This is a genomic window from Koromonas humicola, assembly GCF_059726255.1.
Window position 1 is genome coordinate 600,045 of the sequence record NZ_AP040873.1, and the last position, 19,024, is coordinate 619,068.

At 56.5% G+C, this 19,024-nt stretch carries 15 protein-coding genes; 11 read left to right on the forward strand and 4 right to left on the reverse strand.

Annotated features, from left to right (window positions below; translation table 11 throughout):
* Positions 1 to 61 precede the first annotated feature (61 nt).
* A complete protein-coding gene (locus AC6IZD_RS02670; RefSeq protein WP_497786135.1) occupies positions 62 to 2,761 on the forward strand; it encodes a PAS domain S-box protein in 2,700 nt (899 codons plus the stop codon).
* A 7-nt stretch (positions 2,762 to 2,768) separates the two neighbouring features.
* Here AC6IZD_RS02670 and lexA read toward each other — a convergent pair whose 3' ends face one another.
* On the reverse strand, positions 2,769 to 3,392 hold the full coding sequence (gene lexA / locus AC6IZD_RS02675) for a transcriptional repressor LexA (RefSeq protein ID WP_497786136.1): 624 nt from the start codon (positions 3,390 to 3,392) through the stop codon (positions 2,769 to 2,771).
* 165 nt (positions 3,393 to 3,557) lie between these two features.
* Here lexA and AC6IZD_RS02680 point away from each other — a divergent pair, with 165 nt between their 5' ends.
* The 4 genes from AC6IZD_RS02680 to AC6IZD_RS02695 all read left to right on the forward strand — a co-directional run bounded on the left by AC6IZD_RS02680 (position 3,558) and on the right by AC6IZD_RS02695 (position 8,475).
* Positions 3,558 to 6,023 (forward strand): tetratricopeptide repeat protein, encoded by a 2,466-nt coding sequence (locus AC6IZD_RS02680; protein WP_497786137.1) that lies wholly within the window; start codon positions 3,558 to 3,560, stop codon positions 6,021 to 6,023.
* A gap of 80 nt (positions 6,024 to 6,103) precedes the next feature.
* Complete coding sequence (locus AC6IZD_RS02685) at positions 6,104 to 7,558, forward strand: class I adenylate-forming enzyme family protein (RefSeq protein WP_497786138.1); 1,455 nt, start codon at positions 6,104 to 6,106, stop codon at positions 7,556 to 7,558.
* Between the two features lie 123 nt (positions 7,559 to 7,681).
* Positions 7,682 to 7,882 carry a hypothetical protein gene (locus AC6IZD_RS02690; protein WP_497786139.1) on the forward strand — a complete coding sequence of 67 codons (201 nt, stop codon included), beginning with the start codon at positions 7,682 to 7,684 and terminating at the stop codon, positions 7,880 to 7,882.
* Between the two features lie 182 nt (positions 7,883 to 8,064).
* A complete protein-coding gene (locus AC6IZD_RS02695) occupies positions 8,065 to 8,475 on the forward strand; it encodes an Ig-like domain-containing protein (RefSeq protein WP_497786140.1) in 411 nt (136 codons plus the stop codon).
* 65 nt (positions 8,476 to 8,540) lie between these two features.
* On the opposite strand, the gene uvrA is transcribed toward AC6IZD_RS02695, so the two are convergent.
* Positions 8,541 to 11,333, reverse strand: coding sequence for an excinuclease ABC subunit UvrA (gene uvrA, locus AC6IZD_RS02700; protein ID WP_497786141.1), 2,793 nt, complete (start codon positions 11,331 to 11,333; stop codon positions 8,541 to 8,543).
* A 364-nt stretch (positions 11,334 to 11,697) separates the two neighbouring features.
* Between uvrA and AC6IZD_RS02705 the strand changes: the two genes are divergently transcribed.
* Positions 11,698 to 11,871, forward strand: a complete 174-nt coding sequence (locus tag AC6IZD_RS02705; RefSeq protein WP_497786142.1) for a hypothetical protein — start codon at positions 11,698 to 11,700, stop codon at positions 11,869 to 11,871.
* A 91-nt stretch (positions 11,872 to 11,962) separates the two neighbouring features.
* Here the strand turns inward: AC6IZD_RS02705 and AC6IZD_RS02710 are convergent, their stop codons facing one another.
* Entirely contained in the window at positions 11,963 to 12,808 is an 846-nt protein-coding gene (locus tag AC6IZD_RS02710; RefSeq protein ID WP_497786143.1) for a hypothetical protein, read from the reverse strand.
* A 259-nt stretch (positions 12,809 to 13,067) separates the two neighbouring features.
* On the opposite strand from AC6IZD_RS02710, the gene AC6IZD_RS02715 reads away from it, so the two are divergent.
* The 4 genes from AC6IZD_RS02715 (at position 13,068) to AC6IZD_RS02730 (ending at position 16,232) form a co-directional block, all read left to right on the forward strand.
* Positions 13,068 to 14,075: a hypothetical protein gene (locus AC6IZD_RS02715; RefSeq protein ID WP_497786144.1), complete on the forward strand. Its 1,008-nt coding sequence runs from the start codon at positions 13,068 to 13,070 to the stop codon at positions 14,073 to 14,075.
* A gap of 175 nt (positions 14,076 to 14,250) precedes the next feature.
* Entirely contained in the window at positions 14,251 to 14,400 is a 150-nt protein-coding gene (locus AC6IZD_RS02720; protein ID WP_497786145.1) for a hypothetical protein, read from the forward strand.
* A 141-nt stretch (positions 14,401 to 14,541) separates the two neighbouring features.
* Positions 14,542 to 14,928 (forward strand): response regulator, encoded by a 387-nt coding sequence (locus AC6IZD_RS02725; protein ID WP_497786146.1) that lies wholly within the window; start codon positions 14,542 to 14,544, stop codon positions 14,926 to 14,928.
* 167 nt (positions 14,929 to 15,095) lie between these two features.
* Positions 15,096 to 16,232 carry a helix-turn-helix transcriptional regulator gene (locus AC6IZD_RS02730; protein ID WP_497786147.1) on the forward strand — a complete coding sequence of 379 codons (1,137 nt, stop codon included), beginning with the start codon at positions 15,096 to 15,098 and terminating at the stop codon, positions 16,230 to 16,232.
* Positions 16,233 to 16,405: 173 nt separating this feature from the next.
* On the opposite strand, the gene tsaD is transcribed toward AC6IZD_RS02730, so the two are convergent.
* Positions 16,406 to 17,548, reverse strand: coding sequence for a tRNA (adenosine(37)-N6)-threonylcarbamoyltransferase complex transferase subunit TsaD (gene tsaD, locus AC6IZD_RS02735; protein ID WP_497786148.1), 1,143 nt, complete (start codon positions 17,546 to 17,548; stop codon positions 16,406 to 16,408).
* On the opposite strand from tsaD, the gene AC6IZD_RS02740 reads away from it, so the two are divergent.
* Positions 17,548 to 18,957, forward strand: a complete 1,410-nt coding sequence (locus AC6IZD_RS02740) for a CCA tRNA nucleotidyltransferase (protein WP_497786149.1) — start codon at positions 17,548 to 17,550, stop codon at positions 18,955 to 18,957. The two genes, tsaD and AC6IZD_RS02740, sit on opposite strands and share 1 nt — an antisense overlap.
* Positions 18,958 to 19,024 lie beyond the last annotated feature (67 nt).

The window sequence follows — 19,024 nt, forward strand, 5'->3', positions numbered from 1 at the left end:
TTGTAACTCTCTGGGATCGAATGTACTTTGTATCTATTCTTTTGCTTGGAAATGAAGTCCCATGGCTGTGGACCCTTTTGTGGCAATAAGCAGCGCACCTGTTTTCGGGCTGGACGCTGGAACCCTTTTGGAATCTATGCCTGGTCCCGCATGGGTGGTTGACTGCTCATCGTTCCAGGTAAAGCAACGCAACGCTCAGGCCCTTGCACTTTCGCCCTCCGATGAGTTCCTCTCGGTTTTCCCCGCTGGATTGGATTATGGTCTTATGGGCCGCCTGCGCTCCTCGCAGACGTGCGTGAGCTTCCATTCAGTGCTCGCCGGGGAGCGCGCGAGCCATATCTTCTCCGCCACATTGGTCTCGGGAAGTAACTCAGTTGAACGGCTGGTGCTCGCGCAGGCATCCGCACTGTTTGACGTTCCGTTCCAGTTGACCTTCGATGAACTGCTGGATTCCGCCTTCGATGCGTTGGCGATCCTTGATTGCAATCGGCGGTTCGCACAGGTGAGTCTTAGGTTCCGGGAGCTGTTTGGCTACACAGCCGAGGAAGTCCGTGGCAAGACTCCGGAGATGTTGGTTCCGTCTGGAAGAGAGCACGAGTTCAGGTCGGCGAACGAAATGCTCGATCGTGGTGGCGTGCATCGCCTCGAAACGAAGAGAGTGCGCAAGGATGGCACTCATGTAGAGGTTCTCGTAATCTCACAGCCGATTACGACTGGACGCTTCCGCGGGGGCTTGGTTGTGGTTTACCGCGATTTAACGGAGGTCAACCGCAACACCCGTTACCGCAACCTTCGGTGGGAAGTCACGCGAACACTGGCGAATGCCACATCAGTACAGGAAGCGGCACACGAACTACTCCCCGCACTGAGCCAGACACTTAGTTGGGAAGTTGTCCGTCTGTGGACGTTGCACGATGATGGCTTGAAATGCGTCGATGGATACTCAACGTCCGGTTACTACTGCAGAAAAGAGTTTCCGGTACCAAGGTCCAAATGTGAACTCCGGGCGGAACGAGTGGCTCGAGGAAGGCAGCCGATGTGGCTGGTCGATTCTCAGCCACTTCCATCCTGTACCGCGCGAGAGGCGTGCAGGTTAGGGAATGGCTCGATAGCCTCATTTCCAATCTTTGATAGTCACAACCAGATACTAGGCGTATTCGAGTTGTTATCCCCTGAAATCGTGCATCCTGAACCGGGGTTGCGCGAACTACTAGAAGGTATTTGCGCGAACCTGGGGCAGTTCATTACACGCTGCAAAGCGGAAGCGGCATTGGCTGAAAACGAGGCAAAGTTTCGAACTCTGGCCGAGGTGGCTCCCACCGCGATTTTCATCCACATTGATGGCGACATCGCTTACGCCAACGCAGCATTTGAGTCGCTTACCGGATTTACGCGCAATGAGGTTCTGAATAGCTCGGTATGGCCGCTGTTTCATCCGGAAGACCGCGAAGTGGTGCAGGAGCGCGGCAGGCGAAGGAAACTCGGGTTGGAACCCCAGAAGCACTGGCAGGCGCGCATCGTTCGCAAGGATGGTGAAGTGCGCTGGACTGATTATGCGGCCGCGAGAATCATGCTCGACAATCATCCGGCAGTGCTATGCGCCGTGACGGACGTTACCGAGCAACGAGCACTTGAAATGCAGCTTCGCCAGACCCAGAAGATGGAAGCCATTGGGCGGATGGCCGGAGGAATCGCGCACGACTTCAACAATCTGCTGATGGTGATCGGTTGCTGCAGTGAACTCATCATGCAAGCGCAGGATCTGCCTGATGACGTTCGGAAAGGCGTGGGGGAAATCAATAATGCCTCCGAACGTGCTGCGGCGCTCACTCGCCAGCTCTTAGCGTTTAGTCGCCATCACGTACTCGAACCGCGCATTCTCGATTTGAATGAGACTCTCACCGGTACGGAACTGATTCTTCGTCGTGCAATGGGTGACGACATTCAACTGCACTTCGATCTCGATCCCAGTCTCGGACTGATCCTTGCAGACCCAAGCCAGATCGAACAGGTCGCGATGAACCTCGCTGTGAACGCTCGCGATGCCATGCCCGACGGCGGTCACCTGTACCTCAGGACCTACAGTGTGCATCTTGAACACTCGGTTCCGCAGGCAGGAGACTACGCCGTACTTGCCGTGCAAGATACCGGCATCGGCATGAATCAGGAAATTCAGCAGCACATCTTTGAGCCGTTCTTCACCACAAAGAGCGAGAGCAAGGGTACTGGGCTAGGACTCTCGACCGTGTACGGCATCGCAAAGCAGTCCGGTGGATTTATCACCGTTGACAGTCAGCCGAATTGCGGCGCGACATTCAAGGTATTCTTCCCAATCGCCGCTGGATTGGCGCTTCCGACTAAAGCTCGCGACCAGCATGATGTGCTGCGTCCTCGCTCCGCCACCGTGCTGCTGGTGGAGGATCAGGACGATGTGCGTGCAGTGCTGCATAGCAGTCTCGTCCGCGATGGCTATCTCGTAATGCAAGCCAGCGGCGGGCAGCAGGCGCTGGAGATCAGCGCGGCGTGTGACGGCGAGATCGATTTGCTCGTTACCGATGTTGTGATGTCCGGAATGTCGGGGCGCGAACTGGCCGATGTGCTTACTCAATCTCGGCCGGGGCTCAAGGTGCTATACGTTTCGGGATACAACGAGGACAAGATACTGCAGAAAGGTGTTGTCGAAGGTCAGGCGGAGTTTCTGCAAAAGCCATTCACTCCATCCGTCCTTTGCCGCAAAGTTCGGGAGATCCTTTCGAAGTAGCTGGTCGCTAGTACTTTCTCAAGACTGCGACAACTCTCCCTTGTACCCGGACAGCTTCGGCCGGAACCATTATGGGCTGCATGGTTGCATTCGAAGGCTGAAGCCGAATCTGATCTCCAGCGTGATAGATGCGCTTCAAGGTGGTTTCCGAGCCATTGACGAGCGCCACTACAATCTCGCCTTCGCGTGCCGTCTGCGTCTTCTCGACCAGCACGTAGTCGCCATTCATGATGTGTTCATCCTGCATGCTGTCGCCAGTCACCTGCAGTACGAAAACATCTTTTGCGCGAGTGAAATCCGTGAGTGAGATCGTCTCCGGAGTCTCGACCTGCTCGATTGGGCGGCCTGCGGCGATGCGTCCCACCAACGGCAACTCAACTGGGCTCAGGGCTACCGACTGACGTTCGACGAGAGCTTCGGGCAGGGGCAGCACATCGATGGAGCGGCTGCGATTGAAGTCGCGACGCAGCAGCTTTTTGCTTTCGAGGTTGTTGATGTGCTTGTGCACAGTTGCCAGGGAACTGAGTCCCAGCGCCGCACCGATTTCCTCAAACGACGGAGAGTAGCCGTTGTTCTGTACGAATTCAGCGATGAAGTCGTACATCTGACGCTGTCGCTTGGTTAATGCCATAATCGCAACCTCTCGTGTGCCCACCCACGCAGTCCAATCATTCTGGCGAATAAAAGGCGAAGTGTCAAACGGTCGCCCATGTCTAGTTGGATACCCCTATTTCTTACTATTTCTAAACTAAGGAGATGTGCAGCTATATAGGTTGCAGAATAGAATCGCAAAAAGATGAACGATTCCGCCAAACGCATTGAGCGCGCCGAGAAACTGCTGGAGAAGGGCAAGCCGGAGCTTGCGCTGGCGGAGTATCGCCTCGCCGTCGAACTTGAGCCCGATAACCTTCCCCTGTTACAGAAGGCTGCCGACCTCAGCATCTCACTCGGACAGCTTGGGCTCGCATCCGACATGCTGCGTCGTCTGTTCGCGCAGTTTGTCGAGGGCAAGCAACTCAACAATGCGGCACTGACTTTCCGCAGACTGCAGCGCATGAAGGCTCTGGATCCCGAGATGGTGATCCGATATGCCGAGCTGTGTGTTGCCACCAGCCGAAAAGATGCAGCAGAGGCGTATCGCATCGCGTTCGAGGAATTCCAGCGCTTGGGCGATCCACGTCGCGCTCTGCATTGCATGACGCGCTCTCTCGATCTCGATCCCCGCATGGAGGATTACCGCGAGCACGCCCGTATCTGCGAGGCACTACACGAGCCGGTAATGGCGGCTGATTCGCTGGTGCAGCTCGGCACCATGCTTGAAAAGGCGGGTCAGGACGCATCCGAAATTTACGCCCGGGCGTTCGCCAACAATCCTGAAAACATAGTTGCGCGGCTGGGGCATGGCCGTGCATTGATCGCTCAGAATCGTCCGGCAGAAGCTGTGGCATTGCTGCGCTCGATTGCAACCGTTCCGTCGAGTCCTGAAGAGATTCGCGAATGTTACGCGCTCGCACTGCTCGCAATGGGGCGCGTTGAAGAGGCAGAGCCATTTGCCTGGCGACTGTTCGAGCGCAACCCACAGAAGAACCGGCAAGCTTTTCTCTCGGTCATTGGCGGGCTGGTAGATCTCGACTTTGTTGACCGTGCACTCGCGCTCGCGCGACGTCTCGAGGATTACGAGCGCAAGCAAGGGCAGCTCAGCGAATTCATGAGGAGCCTTGCGCAGCTTGCTGCCGAGCGCAAGCCTCGCATTCGCTTCTTCGAATACCTTGCCGAACTCTACAACAGTGCTAACCGCGAGCTTGATTACTCCCAGATGCTCGCACGACTGTTCGATTTGTATTTCGAGGCAGGGAATTACTCCAAGGCACTTGATGCGTTGGACCGCGCAGTTGACATCGATCCCTACGAAGCCGCGCACAAAGACCGCATGCAGCGCCTCGCAGGACACGCTTCGGAGGAGCGTCTGCAGACTGTGGCGAAGCGTCTCGGTGTTGATCCGCCGGAACTCGTAGCACCTGTTCCGCTGAAAGAAGAAGTTTCTGCTGATGCACCGGCCCCCAAGATTCTCGAAGACATTCTTTTGCAGGCAGAGATATTTCTGCAGTATGGAATGCGCGACAAGGCTGTGCAGAAGATCGAGCAGATCAAGGTGTCATTTCCGGTTGAGACGGAAACGGATCCTCGTATTCGCGAATTATTCGTCAGCGCAGGCTTATCAGCGCCAGCGCCAGCGCCGCGCGAGGAAGCGGTCGAGCAGAGTCGTCCAGCTGATGGAATGGTTCGCGCCGCTGAGGTCAGCCGCATCATTGCTCGCCAGGGCGACCCCCGCTCCGTGCTGGTGACAGCGGTGAATCAGATTGGCGCCAAGTGGCAGTACAGCCGCTGCCTTGCTGCGCTGGCCGTGCCCGGAAAGCCTCCGTCGCTCGTGGTGGAATACTGCTCTCCGGAAGTGGCGAAATCGGAACGCGCAGCAATGGTTCGTTTGCTCGCGATGAGCCAGCGGCTCACGTCCATCGACCCGGTGTTTTCTGCTGCGGACGTGCAAGTGTCAGAGCCGCTTTCGCCAATTCGCAAGGAGCTTGCACGACTCAACATTCATTCGTTCGTGGCTCTCGCGCTGCTCAGTGACGATCAGCCAATCGGTCTCTTGATTGTGCAGCAGTGTGGTGCACGGCGCCGCTGGTCTGTCGACGATCTCGCGCTGCTCCGCTCACTGGCTGATCAGGTTGCGCTTGCCGTGCACGGAGCGCGACTGCGTTCGCTGGTTTCCACCCTCGGCGTTGCCGAAGAAAAAACAGGCCTGCTGAAGCGCTCGTCCTACATTGACGCCGTTGTTGCCGAACTAGGTCGGCAGCGCAGCACAGGTCGTGAATTCTTAAGTACGCTGGCACTGCTTCAGATCACGTCACTCAGTTCCGCAGACAGTGAGCAAACGTTAAACGAGGTGGTCCGCACGTTGCACTCGATCGCGCAGGACCAAGCGATGTTATTCCGCTACGAGAACGACACGATTGCCATGCTGCTGCCTCATCTTGAATTGACGGAAACGGAGTCGCTGCTCAGGCAGTTGCGTGAAGCGTTGGAGCCGGTCGGAATCACGATCACCGCGGGAATTGCCAAGGCTGGACCGTATATGGGCTACGAAGCCGAGGACGCCGCGACGGAGTGGATCAACCGCGTTGCTCGCGCGCTGACTCAGGCCGCAACTCTGCCTGAGCGAACATGCATTCTGCCACCGCAAGCAGCGTTGCTCGCATAAGCACTGTAGTCGCCCGTTCGCTGCGTGCTACACTTACAGCGCGAAACGCCAAGTACTCTGATTTGAAATGAGCAAAAGCAATGCAGACTAGCGCCATTCTCGAGCGCTTCCTTTCCGCTGTTCGCCAATTTCCAGATCGGCCAGCCATCATCGGAACTGAGTATTCGATCACGTTCTCCGAACTGGAGCGGCGTGCAGCGAGCGTCGCGCGTCGCATCACAGAGCGCGTGACGGGGCCGACCCTGGGTATCTTGTACGGCAACACTCCTGAGTTTGCTCCACTGTTCCTCGGCGCACTATGGGCTGGCAAAAGAGTCGCCGTGCTGCCGACGCTAGCTCCTCCACCGCTCCTGAAGATGATGGCGATGGAAACCGGCATCGAGTTGGTGATCACCACCGAAGAGTTTGTGCCGCACCTGATGGGAGTCGGCTTGCAATGCTGGATTGGCGACACTTCGGAGGACATCGAGTCCAGCCAGTTTCCGAAGCAGCCGCATCCCTCCAGTCCAGCCGTTTTTCTTTACACCTCGGGAACCACGGGACGCCCAAAGGCTGTCGCACTCAGCGAAGAAAACATCATCGCCAACATGGATGGCTGCAAACAGGCGACCGGCTTCAATGCCGACCAGGTGATGCTAGCGGTGCTGCCGCTGTTTCACGCCTATGGGCTGACGATCACGACTCTGCTGCCGCTCACAGAGGGCGCTACGGTGGTTGTGCCCGAGCGGTTTATCCCGCGACAGATTTTGCAGTTGATCGAGAAGCACCGCGTCTCTTGCCTGATCGCAGTGCCGGGGCAGTATCGCGTGTTGACCAAGGAACCCACTCCGATCGATGCCAGCTCGCTTTGGCTTTGCATCGCTGGTGCCGAACGTCTCCCGGATCGAGTAGCGCAGGAATTCCATGAACGCTTCGGACACATCCTGGCGCAGGGCTACGGCACGACCGAGCTTTCGCCAGTGGTTTCGTTCAGTCCTCCTGAAAACTATTGCCCCGGTTCAGTCGGAAGGCCCCTGCCGAACATTCAGGTCACGATTCGCGATGAGAATGATGCAGTGCTGCCTGCAGGAGAGGTCGGCGAAGTCTGCGTCGCTGGTCCTTCCGTGATGATGGGCTATCTCGGAGATACGGATGCAACGGCGCGGAAGATTCGAGATGGCGTCCTTCACACGAGCGACAAGGGGTATCTGAACAAGGACGGTTTCCTGTTCCTGATGGGACGCGCCGACGACCTGGTGAAAGTTTCGGGTGAGAAGGTGTATCCGTCAGAGGTCGAGAACGCGCTGGAGACAATCGAAGGCGTGGAAGAAGCAGCAGTCGTCGCGTTTCCGGATGAGAAACACGGATCGCGTCTGCATGCATTCGTACAGCTTCGTCCCGATGCTGCGCTCACCGACGCCGCTCTGCGTGCCGCCTGTCGCAATCTGATGGAGCAGTACAAGATTCCGCGTGCTTTCACCTTTGTCCAACAGATGCCGCGCACGCTTTCCGGCAAGACTGACAAGCGTGCGCTAGCTTCTTCGACCGCAAGTTAGCGACAACTGACTGTTACCAAGGCGCGGACTCGATTCCGCGCCTTAGTTTTGCGATTAGCCCGACCGGCTCCGTGGAACCACTAGCTGTCTGCTTTCGTATAGGTTGCAAGAGGGGCGCTCGCAATGACTTTCTTCCTCTGGCTCATCGTTCTGTTTTTCTGCTGGCCGCTGGCACTGCTGGCTCTCGTGCTATATCCGATTGTTTGGCTGCTCTTGCTACCCTTTCGCATTGTGGGCATTGCCGTTGAAGGCGTTCTTGAACTGATCCGAGCCATCATCTTTCTGCCTGCGCGAGTGCTCGGCGGAGGTCCGCGCCGCTACTGAGATTTTCGGTACTCGCTTTTGTATTGACATCGAGTGCTGATTCAGAGATGCTGATCAGCCGTCAGGGTGCTCCCCCTTCCTTCCACCTCGACAAATCCCAATCGGGTCGGGTTCCTTCAGCTGAAGTTGCAGTCGGTGACTCTTGTTTTTCTGTGTCTTACAGGTTCAGGAGAGGCGCTGCTATGAAGAAAGTTGGGCTGATTTGCTCCTTGGCAATCTTGGTCTTCGCTGTGAGCTGCGGTCATCCTATGACGCTGGTTTCCATCACCGTCTTACCGACATCGGAAACAATTACGGGTACAGGATCGGCTCTTGCCACATTGCCTGTTCAATTCAAGGCCTACGGGAACTTTATTCACCCGCAAGAGGTGGTCGACATCACCAATCAGGTCACGTGGAGCAGTTCAGCTTCAACTGTAGCCACCGTTGATAATGCTGGACTGGTCAGGGCGACCGGGAATGGCAGTTGCGGAACTGTGCTCATCACAGCCACAGCGAATAAAGGTCTGGTTGGTCCCGGAACTTCCGACGTGATCGTGTATGGAACCGCCACGTTCATCGTGAACGATACCAGCAACCCGAACTGCAAATAGGAATCAGCCCTGCGATGGGCGTACCTGTGCGTACGCCCTTTTAAGGCAGAGTGCGTTCTCTGGTCTCAGTGTACTGATGTCGCGGCGAGTGCCTGTCCGGTATAGCTGCGCTTGACCTTGGCGACCTGTTCGGGAGTTCCCTGAGCCACGACTTTGCCGCCGTCCTCGCCGCCATCTGGCCCGAGATCGATGATCCAGTCAGCGTTGCGGATCACGTCGAGATTGTGCTCGATGATCACGATGCTGTTGCCTAGATCGGTGAGTCGATGCAGAACTTCGAGCAGCCGATTTACGTCCTCAAAGTGCAAGCCCGTAGTAGGTTCATCCAGCAGATAGATCGTGCGTCCTGTCTGACGTTTGCTCAGTTCGCGTGCAAGCTTGATGCGCTGTGCCTCGCCGCCGCTTAGCGTGACCGAAGACTGTCCGAGGTGGATGTATCCCAGACCAACATCGACGAGTGTCTGTAGCTTCTGCCGCGCTTGAGGGAAGTTCTCAAGCACGTTCAGCGCGTCCGTGATCGGGGTGTCGAGCAGGTCCGCGATGCTGTAGCCCTTGTACTGCACGGCGAGCGTTTCGCGGTTGTAGCGCTTACCTCCGCACACTTCGCAAAGCACGTACACATCGGGCAGGAAGTTCATTTCGATGCGACGCTCGCCTTCGCCCTGGCATGCCTCGCAGCGTCCGCCTGAAACATTGAACGAGAAGCGCCCAGCCTTGTACCCGCGTTCGCGCGATTCGGGAAGCATGGCGTACAACTCGCGCATTTGTGTGAACACTCCGGTGTAGGTCGCCGGATTGGAGCGTGGAGTGCGACCAATTGGAGACTGGTCGATACGGATCACCTTGTCGACATGCTCTGTACCGCTGATGGTGCGATGTGCGCCGGGTTCCTGTCGTGACTTGTAAAGCTTCTGCGCCAGCGCGGCGTACAGAATGTCATTCACAAGTGTCGATTTACCAGAACCGGAGACACCTGTGACAACGGTCATCACGCCGAGCGGGAAGCTCACGTCGATGTTCTTCAAATTGTGTTCGCGTGCGCCAAGGACTTCAATTACGTGTCCGTTGATTTTGCGGCGCTCAAGGCGAGCGGGAATCACTCTGCGTCCCGAGATGTACTGGCCCGTCAGCGAGTCATCAGCGGTCGCGATCTCTTTTGGAGTTCCTGCGGCGACGAGCTCTCCGCCGAGTTTGCCAGCGCCGGGCCCGAGATCAATGACGTAATCTGCGCGACGAATCGTTTCTTCATCGTGCTCCACGACGAGAACCGTGTTGCCAAGATCGCGCAGTGATTCCAGCGATTGCAGCAGCTTTTCGTTGTCCCGCGCGTGCAAGCCTATGGAAGGCTCGTCGAGTACGTAGAGCACACCGCGCAGCTTTGAACCGATCTGTGTTGCCAGACGGATGCGCTGTCCTTCGCCGCCACTGAGTGTCGAGGCAGAACGGTCGAGCGAAAGATAGCCGAGGCCGACATGGTTCAGGAAGCCGAGTCGTTCGCGAATCTCACCCATGATGCGCCCAGCGATCTTCTGGTCGCGTGCATTCAATTCGATCTTTTCGGCAGCGTCGAGCGCACGACTCACTGGCAGCGAGGTGAAATCGGCGATACTCATGCCGTTCACCTTTACAGCAAGGCTTTCTGGACGCAGTCTTCGACCCTGGCACACTGGGCAAGGCGTGGCTGACATGTACTGCATCAGATACTCGCGGTAGCCCTCGGTAGTAACTTCATCTAGCGTCTGCCTGTGAAACGCGAGAATGCCTTTGAATCCCGAGCGCAGGCGCTTGCCCTGATCGCCATAAAGCAGAAATTGCTGGTGTTCCTCCGGAAGTTGCTCCACGGGAGTGCCAAGGTCGATGCCTTTATCTTCTGCGGCTCGCTTCACCATGGCACGCAATGCCACCGAACTTCCACCGGGCCCGAGGCCGCCGTCAAACAGCGGTTTCGACCAGTCCACGATGACCTTCGCAGGATCAAAATCGAACTTTGAGCCGAGTCCGTTGCATTCTGGGCAGGCACCGTACACGCTATTGAAGCTGAAAGAACGCGGTTCGAGTTGCGCGACGTTTACTCCGCACTCCGGGCATGCCATACGCGAGGAATACAGATGTTCCTCGCCGCCAACTACGCTGACAATCAGCAGTCCCGAGCCGAGCTTCATGGCGACCTCAACCGAATTTGCCAGACGCTTCTCGATTCCTTCCTTTACTAGCAGGCGGTCGACCACAACTTCGATGGTGTGATTGCGGCGCTTGTCGAGCTTGATTTCTTCTTCTGTCGAGCGCAGCTCGCCATCGATACGGGCCCGGGTGAAGCCGTGTTCGGCCAGCTTTTCCAGTTCCTTCGTGAATTCGCCTTTGCGGCCGCGCACGATTGGTGCCAGGAGCATTACTCGCGGCTCCGATCCAGGCTTCGCTCCCTCGGCAAGCTCCATTACCCTCGCCGCGATCTGGTCGGCCGACTGGCGCGTAATCTCCCGTCCGCAATTGGGGCAATGGGGTATACCTACGGAGCTATATAGCAGGCGTAAATAGTCGTAAATCTCGGTAATTGTCCCGATTGTGGATCGCGGGCTGCGGGAGGTAGTCTTTTGTTCAATGGAGATCGCGGGGCTCAGTCCATCGATTGAGTCCACATCCGGTCTTTCCATTTGATCGAGGAACTGCCGGGCGTAGGCAGAGAGAGTCTCGACATAGCGCCGCTGCCCCTCCGCGTAGATCGTGTCAAAGGCCAGCGACGACTTGCCCGAACCGCTAAGCCCGGTAATCACCGTCAGCGTATTGCGTGGAATCTCTACGTTGATGTTTTTCAGATTGTGCTGACGCGCGCCGCGCACGCTGATATTGCGGATTGCCATGATGGTTCCTGCTGAACCCTTCCGCCAGGCCAGCCAGCGCTGCGTTTGGTACAAGGCCCGCCGTAATTGGACGCGGCCACACAGTAGCGCTAAAACCTGTATGCAGATAGTTCGACTCAGGTATCTTATTTGCCAATAGCGCTTCGGGTCAAACCGAGCGCATATTGAACTCTGGATTTCGGCAGCGGAAACCGTCGCTCACTGGAATCCCATTCGAGAACGGCCGATCGTGAATTCGGGTACTTTACGTGTTCAAGATCACAAGCGATCGATTGCAAGAGAGTTAACATTGAATCGTTGGACTACGATTTTCGGTGTTCGCATCTCAAGCAGCTAGTCCAGCATCAACGTTGAAAGGTTCATTGTGTTTTCCTTAATGTCGCTCGTGATGGTCGCCGTAATTGCTCTGTCTGTAGCTGCCGGGGTTGGCCTCGGCTACGCGATCATATTCGGCATCCTCAATGCATTTGATCGAAGCCGCCAGATGGTCAAGGCTGCTCCCGCACAAGTTCTTACTACTAGCTCCGGTAACGACTAACGCGCTCCGACACACGCCGTACACGTATCAGTCGATGGAAAGAAAAGCTCCGCTAACAGGCGGAGCGTTTCCTTTTGGGCCTTAACTCGGCTTATCTCTGCTGATTTCTCTGCTGTTCCAATTGCTGCAATTCCTTGAACAACTGTTCAGGAGTCTTTGGCTGGTTCGGATCCTGCTGCTGTTGTTGCTGCTGCTCCTGTTGCTGAATCTGCGGCTGTTGCGACTGGTCCTGTTGCTGCTGCTGAGGTTGCTGTTGCAGTCCCGGAAACTGCTGCGGTTGCGCCTGGGGCGGTTGTGGCTGCCCCTGCTGGTTCTGGTCGGGATTCTCATCCGGATTTTGCTGCGCGCCGCCATCTTCGAAGCGATCGGGCATACCTTCGTCCGGTTGTTCCTGTGCCGAGTTTGCCGCAGCAGGCGGTGGCTGCGCAGGTGGATTCGCTTCGGCGGTTGTGGTCTGCGGCGTCAGCATCACCTTCGTGATTGAATTGGGCTTTTCTGGAGATCCGAGGATTACGTATCCGTACGGAGTTCCATGCAGCAGGGCAGCAATCACCTGCTCCGGATTTCCTGGGCCCAGTTTCACGGCTACCCGCTCAGTAGGGGAAATGCCTTCAATCGATGCACCCGTAGCGCGGTGAATGCCGTTTAGGACGTCGCTCAGGGTAGAGTTCGGGGCATCAATCGTGAGTAGGCCATCGGCCATGGTGACCGTAGGCCGCACCGGAGCGCTGTTCATCAGGGTTGCAGGAACGGGCGGACTTACTTGTGCGGGTACTTGGGCCGGAGCGGGGCTGGCGGCACTCGGTTTCCGCTTCTTTGCCATTTTCGCCGTGGTTTTCCTTACCTGCGGGGTTGCCTGTGCCGGCGCGGGCTGCTGAGCCCACACGAATCCAGAGAACATCGCAAGTACGCTCGCTAGTGCCAGGGCCTTCTTCATACGACACTCGCTTTCAAGGGGCAAACCTCCCGCCGATTCTACAGCCTTCTCTATTCTGGATGCATCTCGCGGCCTGTTCCCCCTTGCGGAATCGTTTCGTAGGTTCCGGATTCATATTTCACTCAGGCCTGCTGGACTGGGCCGAACATCTGCCCAAGGCACCGGGGCATCTATTCTGCTTAGCTTAAGGCCGTGCTCGCCGATAATATTTTTGTAAGCCGGTACGAGAATAGCTCTAATGCTTGGAAGCGGAGTAAACATGGTTCGCAAATACCTCTCGGGTCTTCTATTCTGCATCGCGGTGTCTCTGCTGTTTTCCAGCGCTGCGTTGGCGCAGGAGTGTTCGCAAGCCAGCGAGATTGAGCCCAAACTGCGCTCATCAATCGATAATGCTGGAATCCAGTTCATTCAGTTCGCTGCCCACGGAGATGTGCAAAGCTTGCGGCAGTACTCGATTCCGTCTTTGGCCGCCGCCTTCGATGGCGTGCAGCAGGCGGTTACGCATGACAAGGGGCAGATCGGAGATCAGGTTTCGATTCGCCGCGAGTATTACCTCGACGCCTCAAAGGCGACAGGACGCCTGCAGCGCGCGGAATTCTTCTGCGGTGTTTATGGCGAAAATGGCCACACCAACTCCAGCGCGAGCTTCGTCATTCCCAATCTCGACCCGGGGCAATATGCTTTCGTGTTGACCAATGTCACCGGCGGCAAAATTCCTTACATGGTCAGCGTGGTCTTGCAGAATGTGCAGGGACAATGGAAACTCGCTGGCTACTATCCAAAACCAGGTATCGTCGCTGGACACGATGCCGTGTGGTATGTGCTGCAAGCGCGTCAATACAAGAAGCAAGGCGAGTTATTGAATGCTTGGTTCTATTACGTTCTGGGATGGGAAATCTATGCGCCGGTGGACTTCATGAGCAGTCTACAACTGGATAAAACTTCGAATGAAATCCAGGCTGCGCGCCCAGCGGGTGTGCCGGTGAATGAACCCGTTCCACTGCAAGGACCGAATGGGAAGACATACATGCTGACGCAGGCATTTGCTGCTCCCGACGACCATGGCGAGCTTTCGCTGGTGGTGAAATATCAGGAACCAGATGTAAGCAATACCGCGCTGGCGTTTCAGGACAACAACGCCGTAATCAAAGCACTCGTTACCAAATACCCCGAACTGCGACATGCTTTTAGCGGAATCGTTGCTCGTGCCACCGCCCCAAGCGGACAGGATTATGGAACGTTGCTCGCCATGAAAGACATCCACTAAATGCCGTTTGGCCGGCATATTCCCAGTGCCGGCCAGATGTACTTTTTCTTGTCTTTCCCCTCTTGACTTCCCATTGGGCCAAGCTAAAATACCCCAACCTACCGCTACGGCGGAGTTTTCCCTTATGCCTCAACCAGAATCGCAGCGCAATGACTTTCAGTCTATGAGTGGTCCCATGAATCAGAAGTGTCGCCATCCTCGCGTGCAAATCGTGGCTCGCGAAGAGGATTCTGAATTTGTCGAGTGCCTTGAATGCCGCGAAGTTTTTGAGAGTAGCGAGTTCAAGGACATGGCAATCGAAGATTCCGCATCTTTTGACGCCTAGTTCCCGGTCTGGAACACTTCCATTTTGGAAAAGGGCCGTTGTGTGTTCCTGCAAGTCCGTGCGCAAAGATTGCAGCGCAAGTATCAAGAAAGTGTTATACATAGACTGCAACCAGGGGGAAGTACCTCTGGTTTGACAGCTATGTCTGCCCAGTCGCCCATCCCGAAGACTGCCTTGGTCGTGGATGACTCCATGCTCATCCGGCACACCGTGTGTCGTTTTCTTGAAGAGCGTGGTTTCATCGTCGAGTCTGCCACCAACGGCGTTGAGGCGCTGGAAGTTCTGAATAATTTCGTGCCTGACATCATCATTACCGACCTTTCTATGCCCCGCATGGGCGGCGCTGAACTGGTCTCGCGAATCAGGCAACTTGACGTGTTTTCGGACACCCCAATCATCGTCCTTGCAGCTAAACGAAGTGCAGGTGAACTGGCGGCTGATATGCCGTCAGGCACCGCTGCGGTTATATTCAAGGATATTGACATTGAGGAGCAGCTAGGCAACGCACTCGATACCACGATCGCTTGATGGCTAAATAGGCGTTCCCCCCAACGCCAAGGCCAGCATTGAGCAGTCTTTTTGCAAGACAGCTGTAGATCGTTTCCGATTGCATATCGGCGTAAGGGCAGTCGTGTTTAAATTTCCTGTACTTGTAGTCACAGCGGTTCTAGGCAGGAGACATTCGGAGTAGCAAGGTGGAAAGTAAAACTTCAGATGTCCCAGAAGTGCTGCTGGATTCTCTGTATGAAGCTTCAAATCGGCCGGAGTTGTGGGAGACGTTTCTCCAACGTGCCATGGAAGTATTCCGCGCCGATACGGCCGCTATCATCTTCCACGACCCGGCAAGTGCGCGGACGGGGATCAAGGTCCACATCGGCATCACGGACGAGATGCGCAGCGATCTTGAACAACTCATGAAGTTCAGTCCATGGATGCGCGAGATCCGCAAATATCAGAGAGAAGGCTGGTATAGCGGCACACCCGAAGATGTTATCTCCATGGAGTCCTTCCGCGAGTCTGCATTCTTCAAAGACATTTTCCGCAAGCACCATATCGAGTGGACGGGGGCGGCGTTCGTCTTCGGTCCAAACGGTTCACTGCGTGGCATGGCTGTCTCCCGGCGTGACCGGCAGTCGCCCTTCAATCAGCATGAAAAGCAAATCCTAAAATCTCTGGTTCCTCATCTGAGACGAGTGTTCAACGTACAGAGGGATGTTAGCTCTCTTCAGGAGCGCAGCACTGCTGCGAATCGTGCACTGGATCTGATTGGGGCCGCCTGCATCACGATGAATGGAAAGCGGCACGTGATGTCCGCGAACCGGCGTGCTCAGGTTCTTCTTTCACGTGGGGATGTTATTAGCGTGAAGGATGGACGGTTGCTTGCAGCCAATTCGGAACAGCAGAACATCCTTGATGCGTGCATCGTACAGGCTTGTTCGATGACAGGTTCAGATAGTACACCATGTGCCGTGACGCTTCCTCGCAAAGATGGAACCTCGTTGTACGTCTCCATCCTTCCGTATCATCCCAGAACATCATTTCTGGAAGATCTGGAGGATACGCCGTCTGCTCTCATCTTCATCACGACGCCGGAGGAGCAGACGGAAGGTGAACATCGGCTCTGGCAGGATATGTTTGGACTTTCTCCGGCAGAGTGCCGCGTCGCCGAAATGATGAAGCAGGGTGCAGAAGTCGGTGAGATCTCGGACGTCCTGAATATCAGGATCAATACGGTGCGCTATTACCAGAAGAGCATCTATCGCAAGACCGGCGTGCCCGGTCAGGCGTTACTGATACGCCTGCTGACTAGACTCCCGTCCAGTGACGCATAAACTGTAGTACCTCCCATTTGGGTGGTATTGGTGTCACCACTTTCGTCCTATATTCATTTTCAGGGCTCATAGGTCTGGCCCACCTCCGGGGGGAGGAGATAGGGTCAGAATGTGTAGATTCCGAGCGGAGGCAGCCGTAAAAAGCTGCCTCCATTCTTTTTGTCCGGAATCTCCTATCGAAGTTGCAGGTTTGCTTCAGCAGATATGTTCAGCGCCGCAAAGTCCTTGGCAAGCCACTTCGGATACGCGGCCGCCGCGATCATCGCTGCATTGTCGGTTGACATAATGCGCGAAGGGAAGTGCACATTCACTCGGTTACGTGCCGCGCGCTGTTCAAAACTCGCCCGCAACGCGCTGTTGGCTGCCACGCCTCCAGTCACCAGCAGAGTCCGCACGCCGTATTCCTCACAAGCTGCCATCGTTCGGTTGGTAAGGTCGCCGACCATTGCGGCCTGAAAACTCGCTATCACGTCGAGTGTCTGCTGATCGCACACGCTACGATAATCCTCATCCGTCGGCTTCGGGATGTTTAGCAACGCAAGCCGCCGTGCCTCGACTGCTTCAAACATGTTGTGCGTTTCTACATATCGCAGGACGGCTGTCTTGATTCCGCTGTAGCTGAAGTCGAATCGCTTGCGATCGTGCTCGACTCGGCCAGCTCGTTTAGACTCATGCCGCGCCTCGTGCTTCAGTTGCGCAAAGGTGAACTTTACCGCCTTGCTGTCGCCCATTTTGGCAAGCCGATCGACGACAGGCCCGCCTGGATATCCCAACCCGAGCAACTTGGCCGTTTTGTCGAACGCCTCTCCGGCGGCATCGTCCCGCGTGTGACCGACGTTTTCGTAGCTCCAGCTATCGCCATGCTGCTCGGCAAGGAACAGATGGGTGTGTCCGCCGCTAACAACCAGTGCAAGCACCGGAAACTTGAGTTCCCCCTGGCCCTTCTGCCGCTGTTCAAGCAGTACGGCGTGAATGTGACCCTCAATGTGGTTCACTGCCACGAGAGGCTTGTCGAGTGCCCACGCCAGTGCCTTGGCGAAGCTCACCCCAGTGAGCAGCGCGCCGGCCAGCCCCGGACCCTTGGTTACGGCGATGGCGTTTATGTCAGCATAGGTTAGCCCCGCCTTTTCCAGTGCCGCGCGGGTCACCGGGACGAGATTGCGCAGGTGCTCGCGGCTTGCCAACTCCGGCACCACGCCGCCGTATGCTGCGTGGATCGGAATCTGCGATGCCACCACGCTTGATACAAGTTCTTCCCCGCCGCGCACAATGGCCGCAGCCGTCTCATCACAGCTACTTTCGATCCCCAGAATCAATGCACTGTTATCCACATCTAAAAGCATACAGAATCACGATCTACAATGTCCTCATGCACCGTCGAGCCGCCCTCGAAGCGATCCGCACTCTCCGCAATCATGGCCACCAGGCACTCTGGGTTGGGGGATGCGTGCGCGATTTGCTGCTGGGCCGCGATCCTGCCGACTATGACGTCGCCACTTCGGCCACCCCGCGCGAGGTGATGCGCATTTTCCCCGAAACCTATGCTGTCGGAGCCCAGTTTGGGGTAGTGCTGGTTCCGCTCAAGGTTCTTGGCGAAAAGGACGGACACGGGCACATCGAAGTCGCTACTTTCCGTTCCGATGGCGCTTATCTCGATGGTCGCCATCCCGACTCGGTGCGCTATACGACTTCTCCGCAGCATGATGTCGAGCGTCGCGATTTCACGATCAACGGATTGCTCCTCGACCCGCTATCGACTGATGCCAACACGCCGCACGGCGAGGTTCTGGACTACGTAGAAGGGCGACGCGACCTTGAGCGCCAGCTTGTAAGAACCATCGGAGATCCTCTGCGACGGTTCACCGAAGACAAACTTCGCATGCTGCGCGCCGTGCGCTTCGCCGCCCGCTTCGGATATGCGATCGAGAAGCCTACGGCTGACGCCATCCGCCAACTCGCTCCGCAGATTCACTCCGTCTCCAGCGAACGCATTCGCGACGAATTGACCAAGATGCTGACTGAGGGCTGCGCTCGACAGGCGTTCCTCATGCTGGACGAAACCGGCTTGCTGCGCGAAGTCCTGCCCGAAGTGACAAGGATGAAAGGAGTTGAGCAGCCGCCGCAATACCATCCTGAGGGCGACGTTTTCGTGCACACCCTATTGCTGCTCGAAGGTCTTCCTGCCAGATGCCCACTGACGCTGGCTTGGGGCGCTCTGCTGCATGACGTGGGTAAGCCTGCCACCTTCCGCCGCGCTCCTGACCGCATTCGCTTCGACGGACACGTCGAAATCGGCGTCCGCATTGCCGACGAGTTGCTCAGCCGCTTGCGCTTCAGCAATCGGGACCGCGAGCAGATTCTTGCGCTGGTCAACAACCACATGCGCTTCGCCGACGTTCGCAAGATGAAGGATTCCACCTTCAAGCGATTCGTCCGCCTCGAAGATTTCGACGAGCACCTGGCGCTGCATCGTCTCGACTGCCTTGCCAGCCACAAGAATCTCGAACTCTATGAGTACACGAAGGAGCGACTCGCTTCGATTCCCGCTGGAGACGTGCGCCCCACGCCGCTCATCAACGGCCACGACCTGATTGCCGCCGGATACCGCCCCGGCCCGCGCTTCGCCGAAATTCTCGCCGCAGTTGAGGACTCGCAACTCGAAGGAACGATCACCACGCGGGAGGATGCGCTGGGGTTGGTGGCGAGTAACTTCCCGCCCGCTTAGCATTCGGCGCTCGAATGGCGTCTGTGAGGTTTTGCAGTTAACCTTGGCCGGTTGAGATGACAGCACT

Bases quoted from the DNA above. Each gene is read 5' to 3' on its own strand.
- AC6IZD_RS02670 (WP_497786135.1), top strand. From the start codon at position 62: ATGGCTGTGGACCCTTTTGTGGCAATAAGCAGCGCACCTGTTTTCGGG.
- lexA (WP_497786136.1), bottom strand. From the start codon at position 3,392: ATGGCATTAACCAAGCGACAGCGTCAGATGTACGACTTCATCGCTGAA.
- AC6IZD_RS02680 (WP_497786137.1), top strand. From the start codon at position 3,558: ATGAACGATTCCGCCAAACGCATTGAGCGCGCCGAGAAACTGCTGGAG.
- AC6IZD_RS02685 (WP_497786138.1), top strand. From the start codon at position 6,104: ATGCAGACTAGCGCCATTCTCGAGCGCTTCCTTTCCGCTGTTCGCCAA.
- AC6IZD_RS02690 (WP_497786139.1), top strand. From the start codon at position 7,682: ATGACTTTCTTCCTCTGGCTCATCGTTCTGTTTTTCTGCTGGCCGCTG.
- AC6IZD_RS02695 (WP_497786140.1), top strand. From the start codon at position 8,065: ATGAAGAAAGTTGGGCTGATTTGCTCCTTGGCAATCTTGGTCTTCGCT.
- uvrA (WP_497786141.1), bottom strand. From the start codon at position 11,333: ATGGCAATCCGCAATATCAGCGTGCGCGGCGCGCGTCAGCACAATCTG.
- AC6IZD_RS02710 (WP_497786143.1), bottom strand. From the start codon at position 12,808: ATGAAGAAGGCCCTGGCACTAGCGAGCGTACTTGCGATGTTCTCTGGA.
- AC6IZD_RS02715 (WP_497786144.1), top strand. From the start codon at position 13,068: ATGGTTCGCAAATACCTCTCGGGTCTTCTATTCTGCATCGCGGTGTCT.
- AC6IZD_RS02720 (WP_497786145.1), top strand. From the start codon at position 14,251: ATGAATCAGAAGTGTCGCCATCCTCGCGTGCAAATCGTGGCTCGCGAA.
- AC6IZD_RS02725 (WP_497786146.1), top strand. From the start codon at position 14,542: ATGTCTGCCCAGTCGCCCATCCCGAAGACTGCCTTGGTCGTGGATGAC.
- AC6IZD_RS02740 (WP_497786149.1), top strand. From the start codon at position 17,548: ATGCACTGTTATCCACATCTAAAAGCATACAGAATCACGATCTACAAT.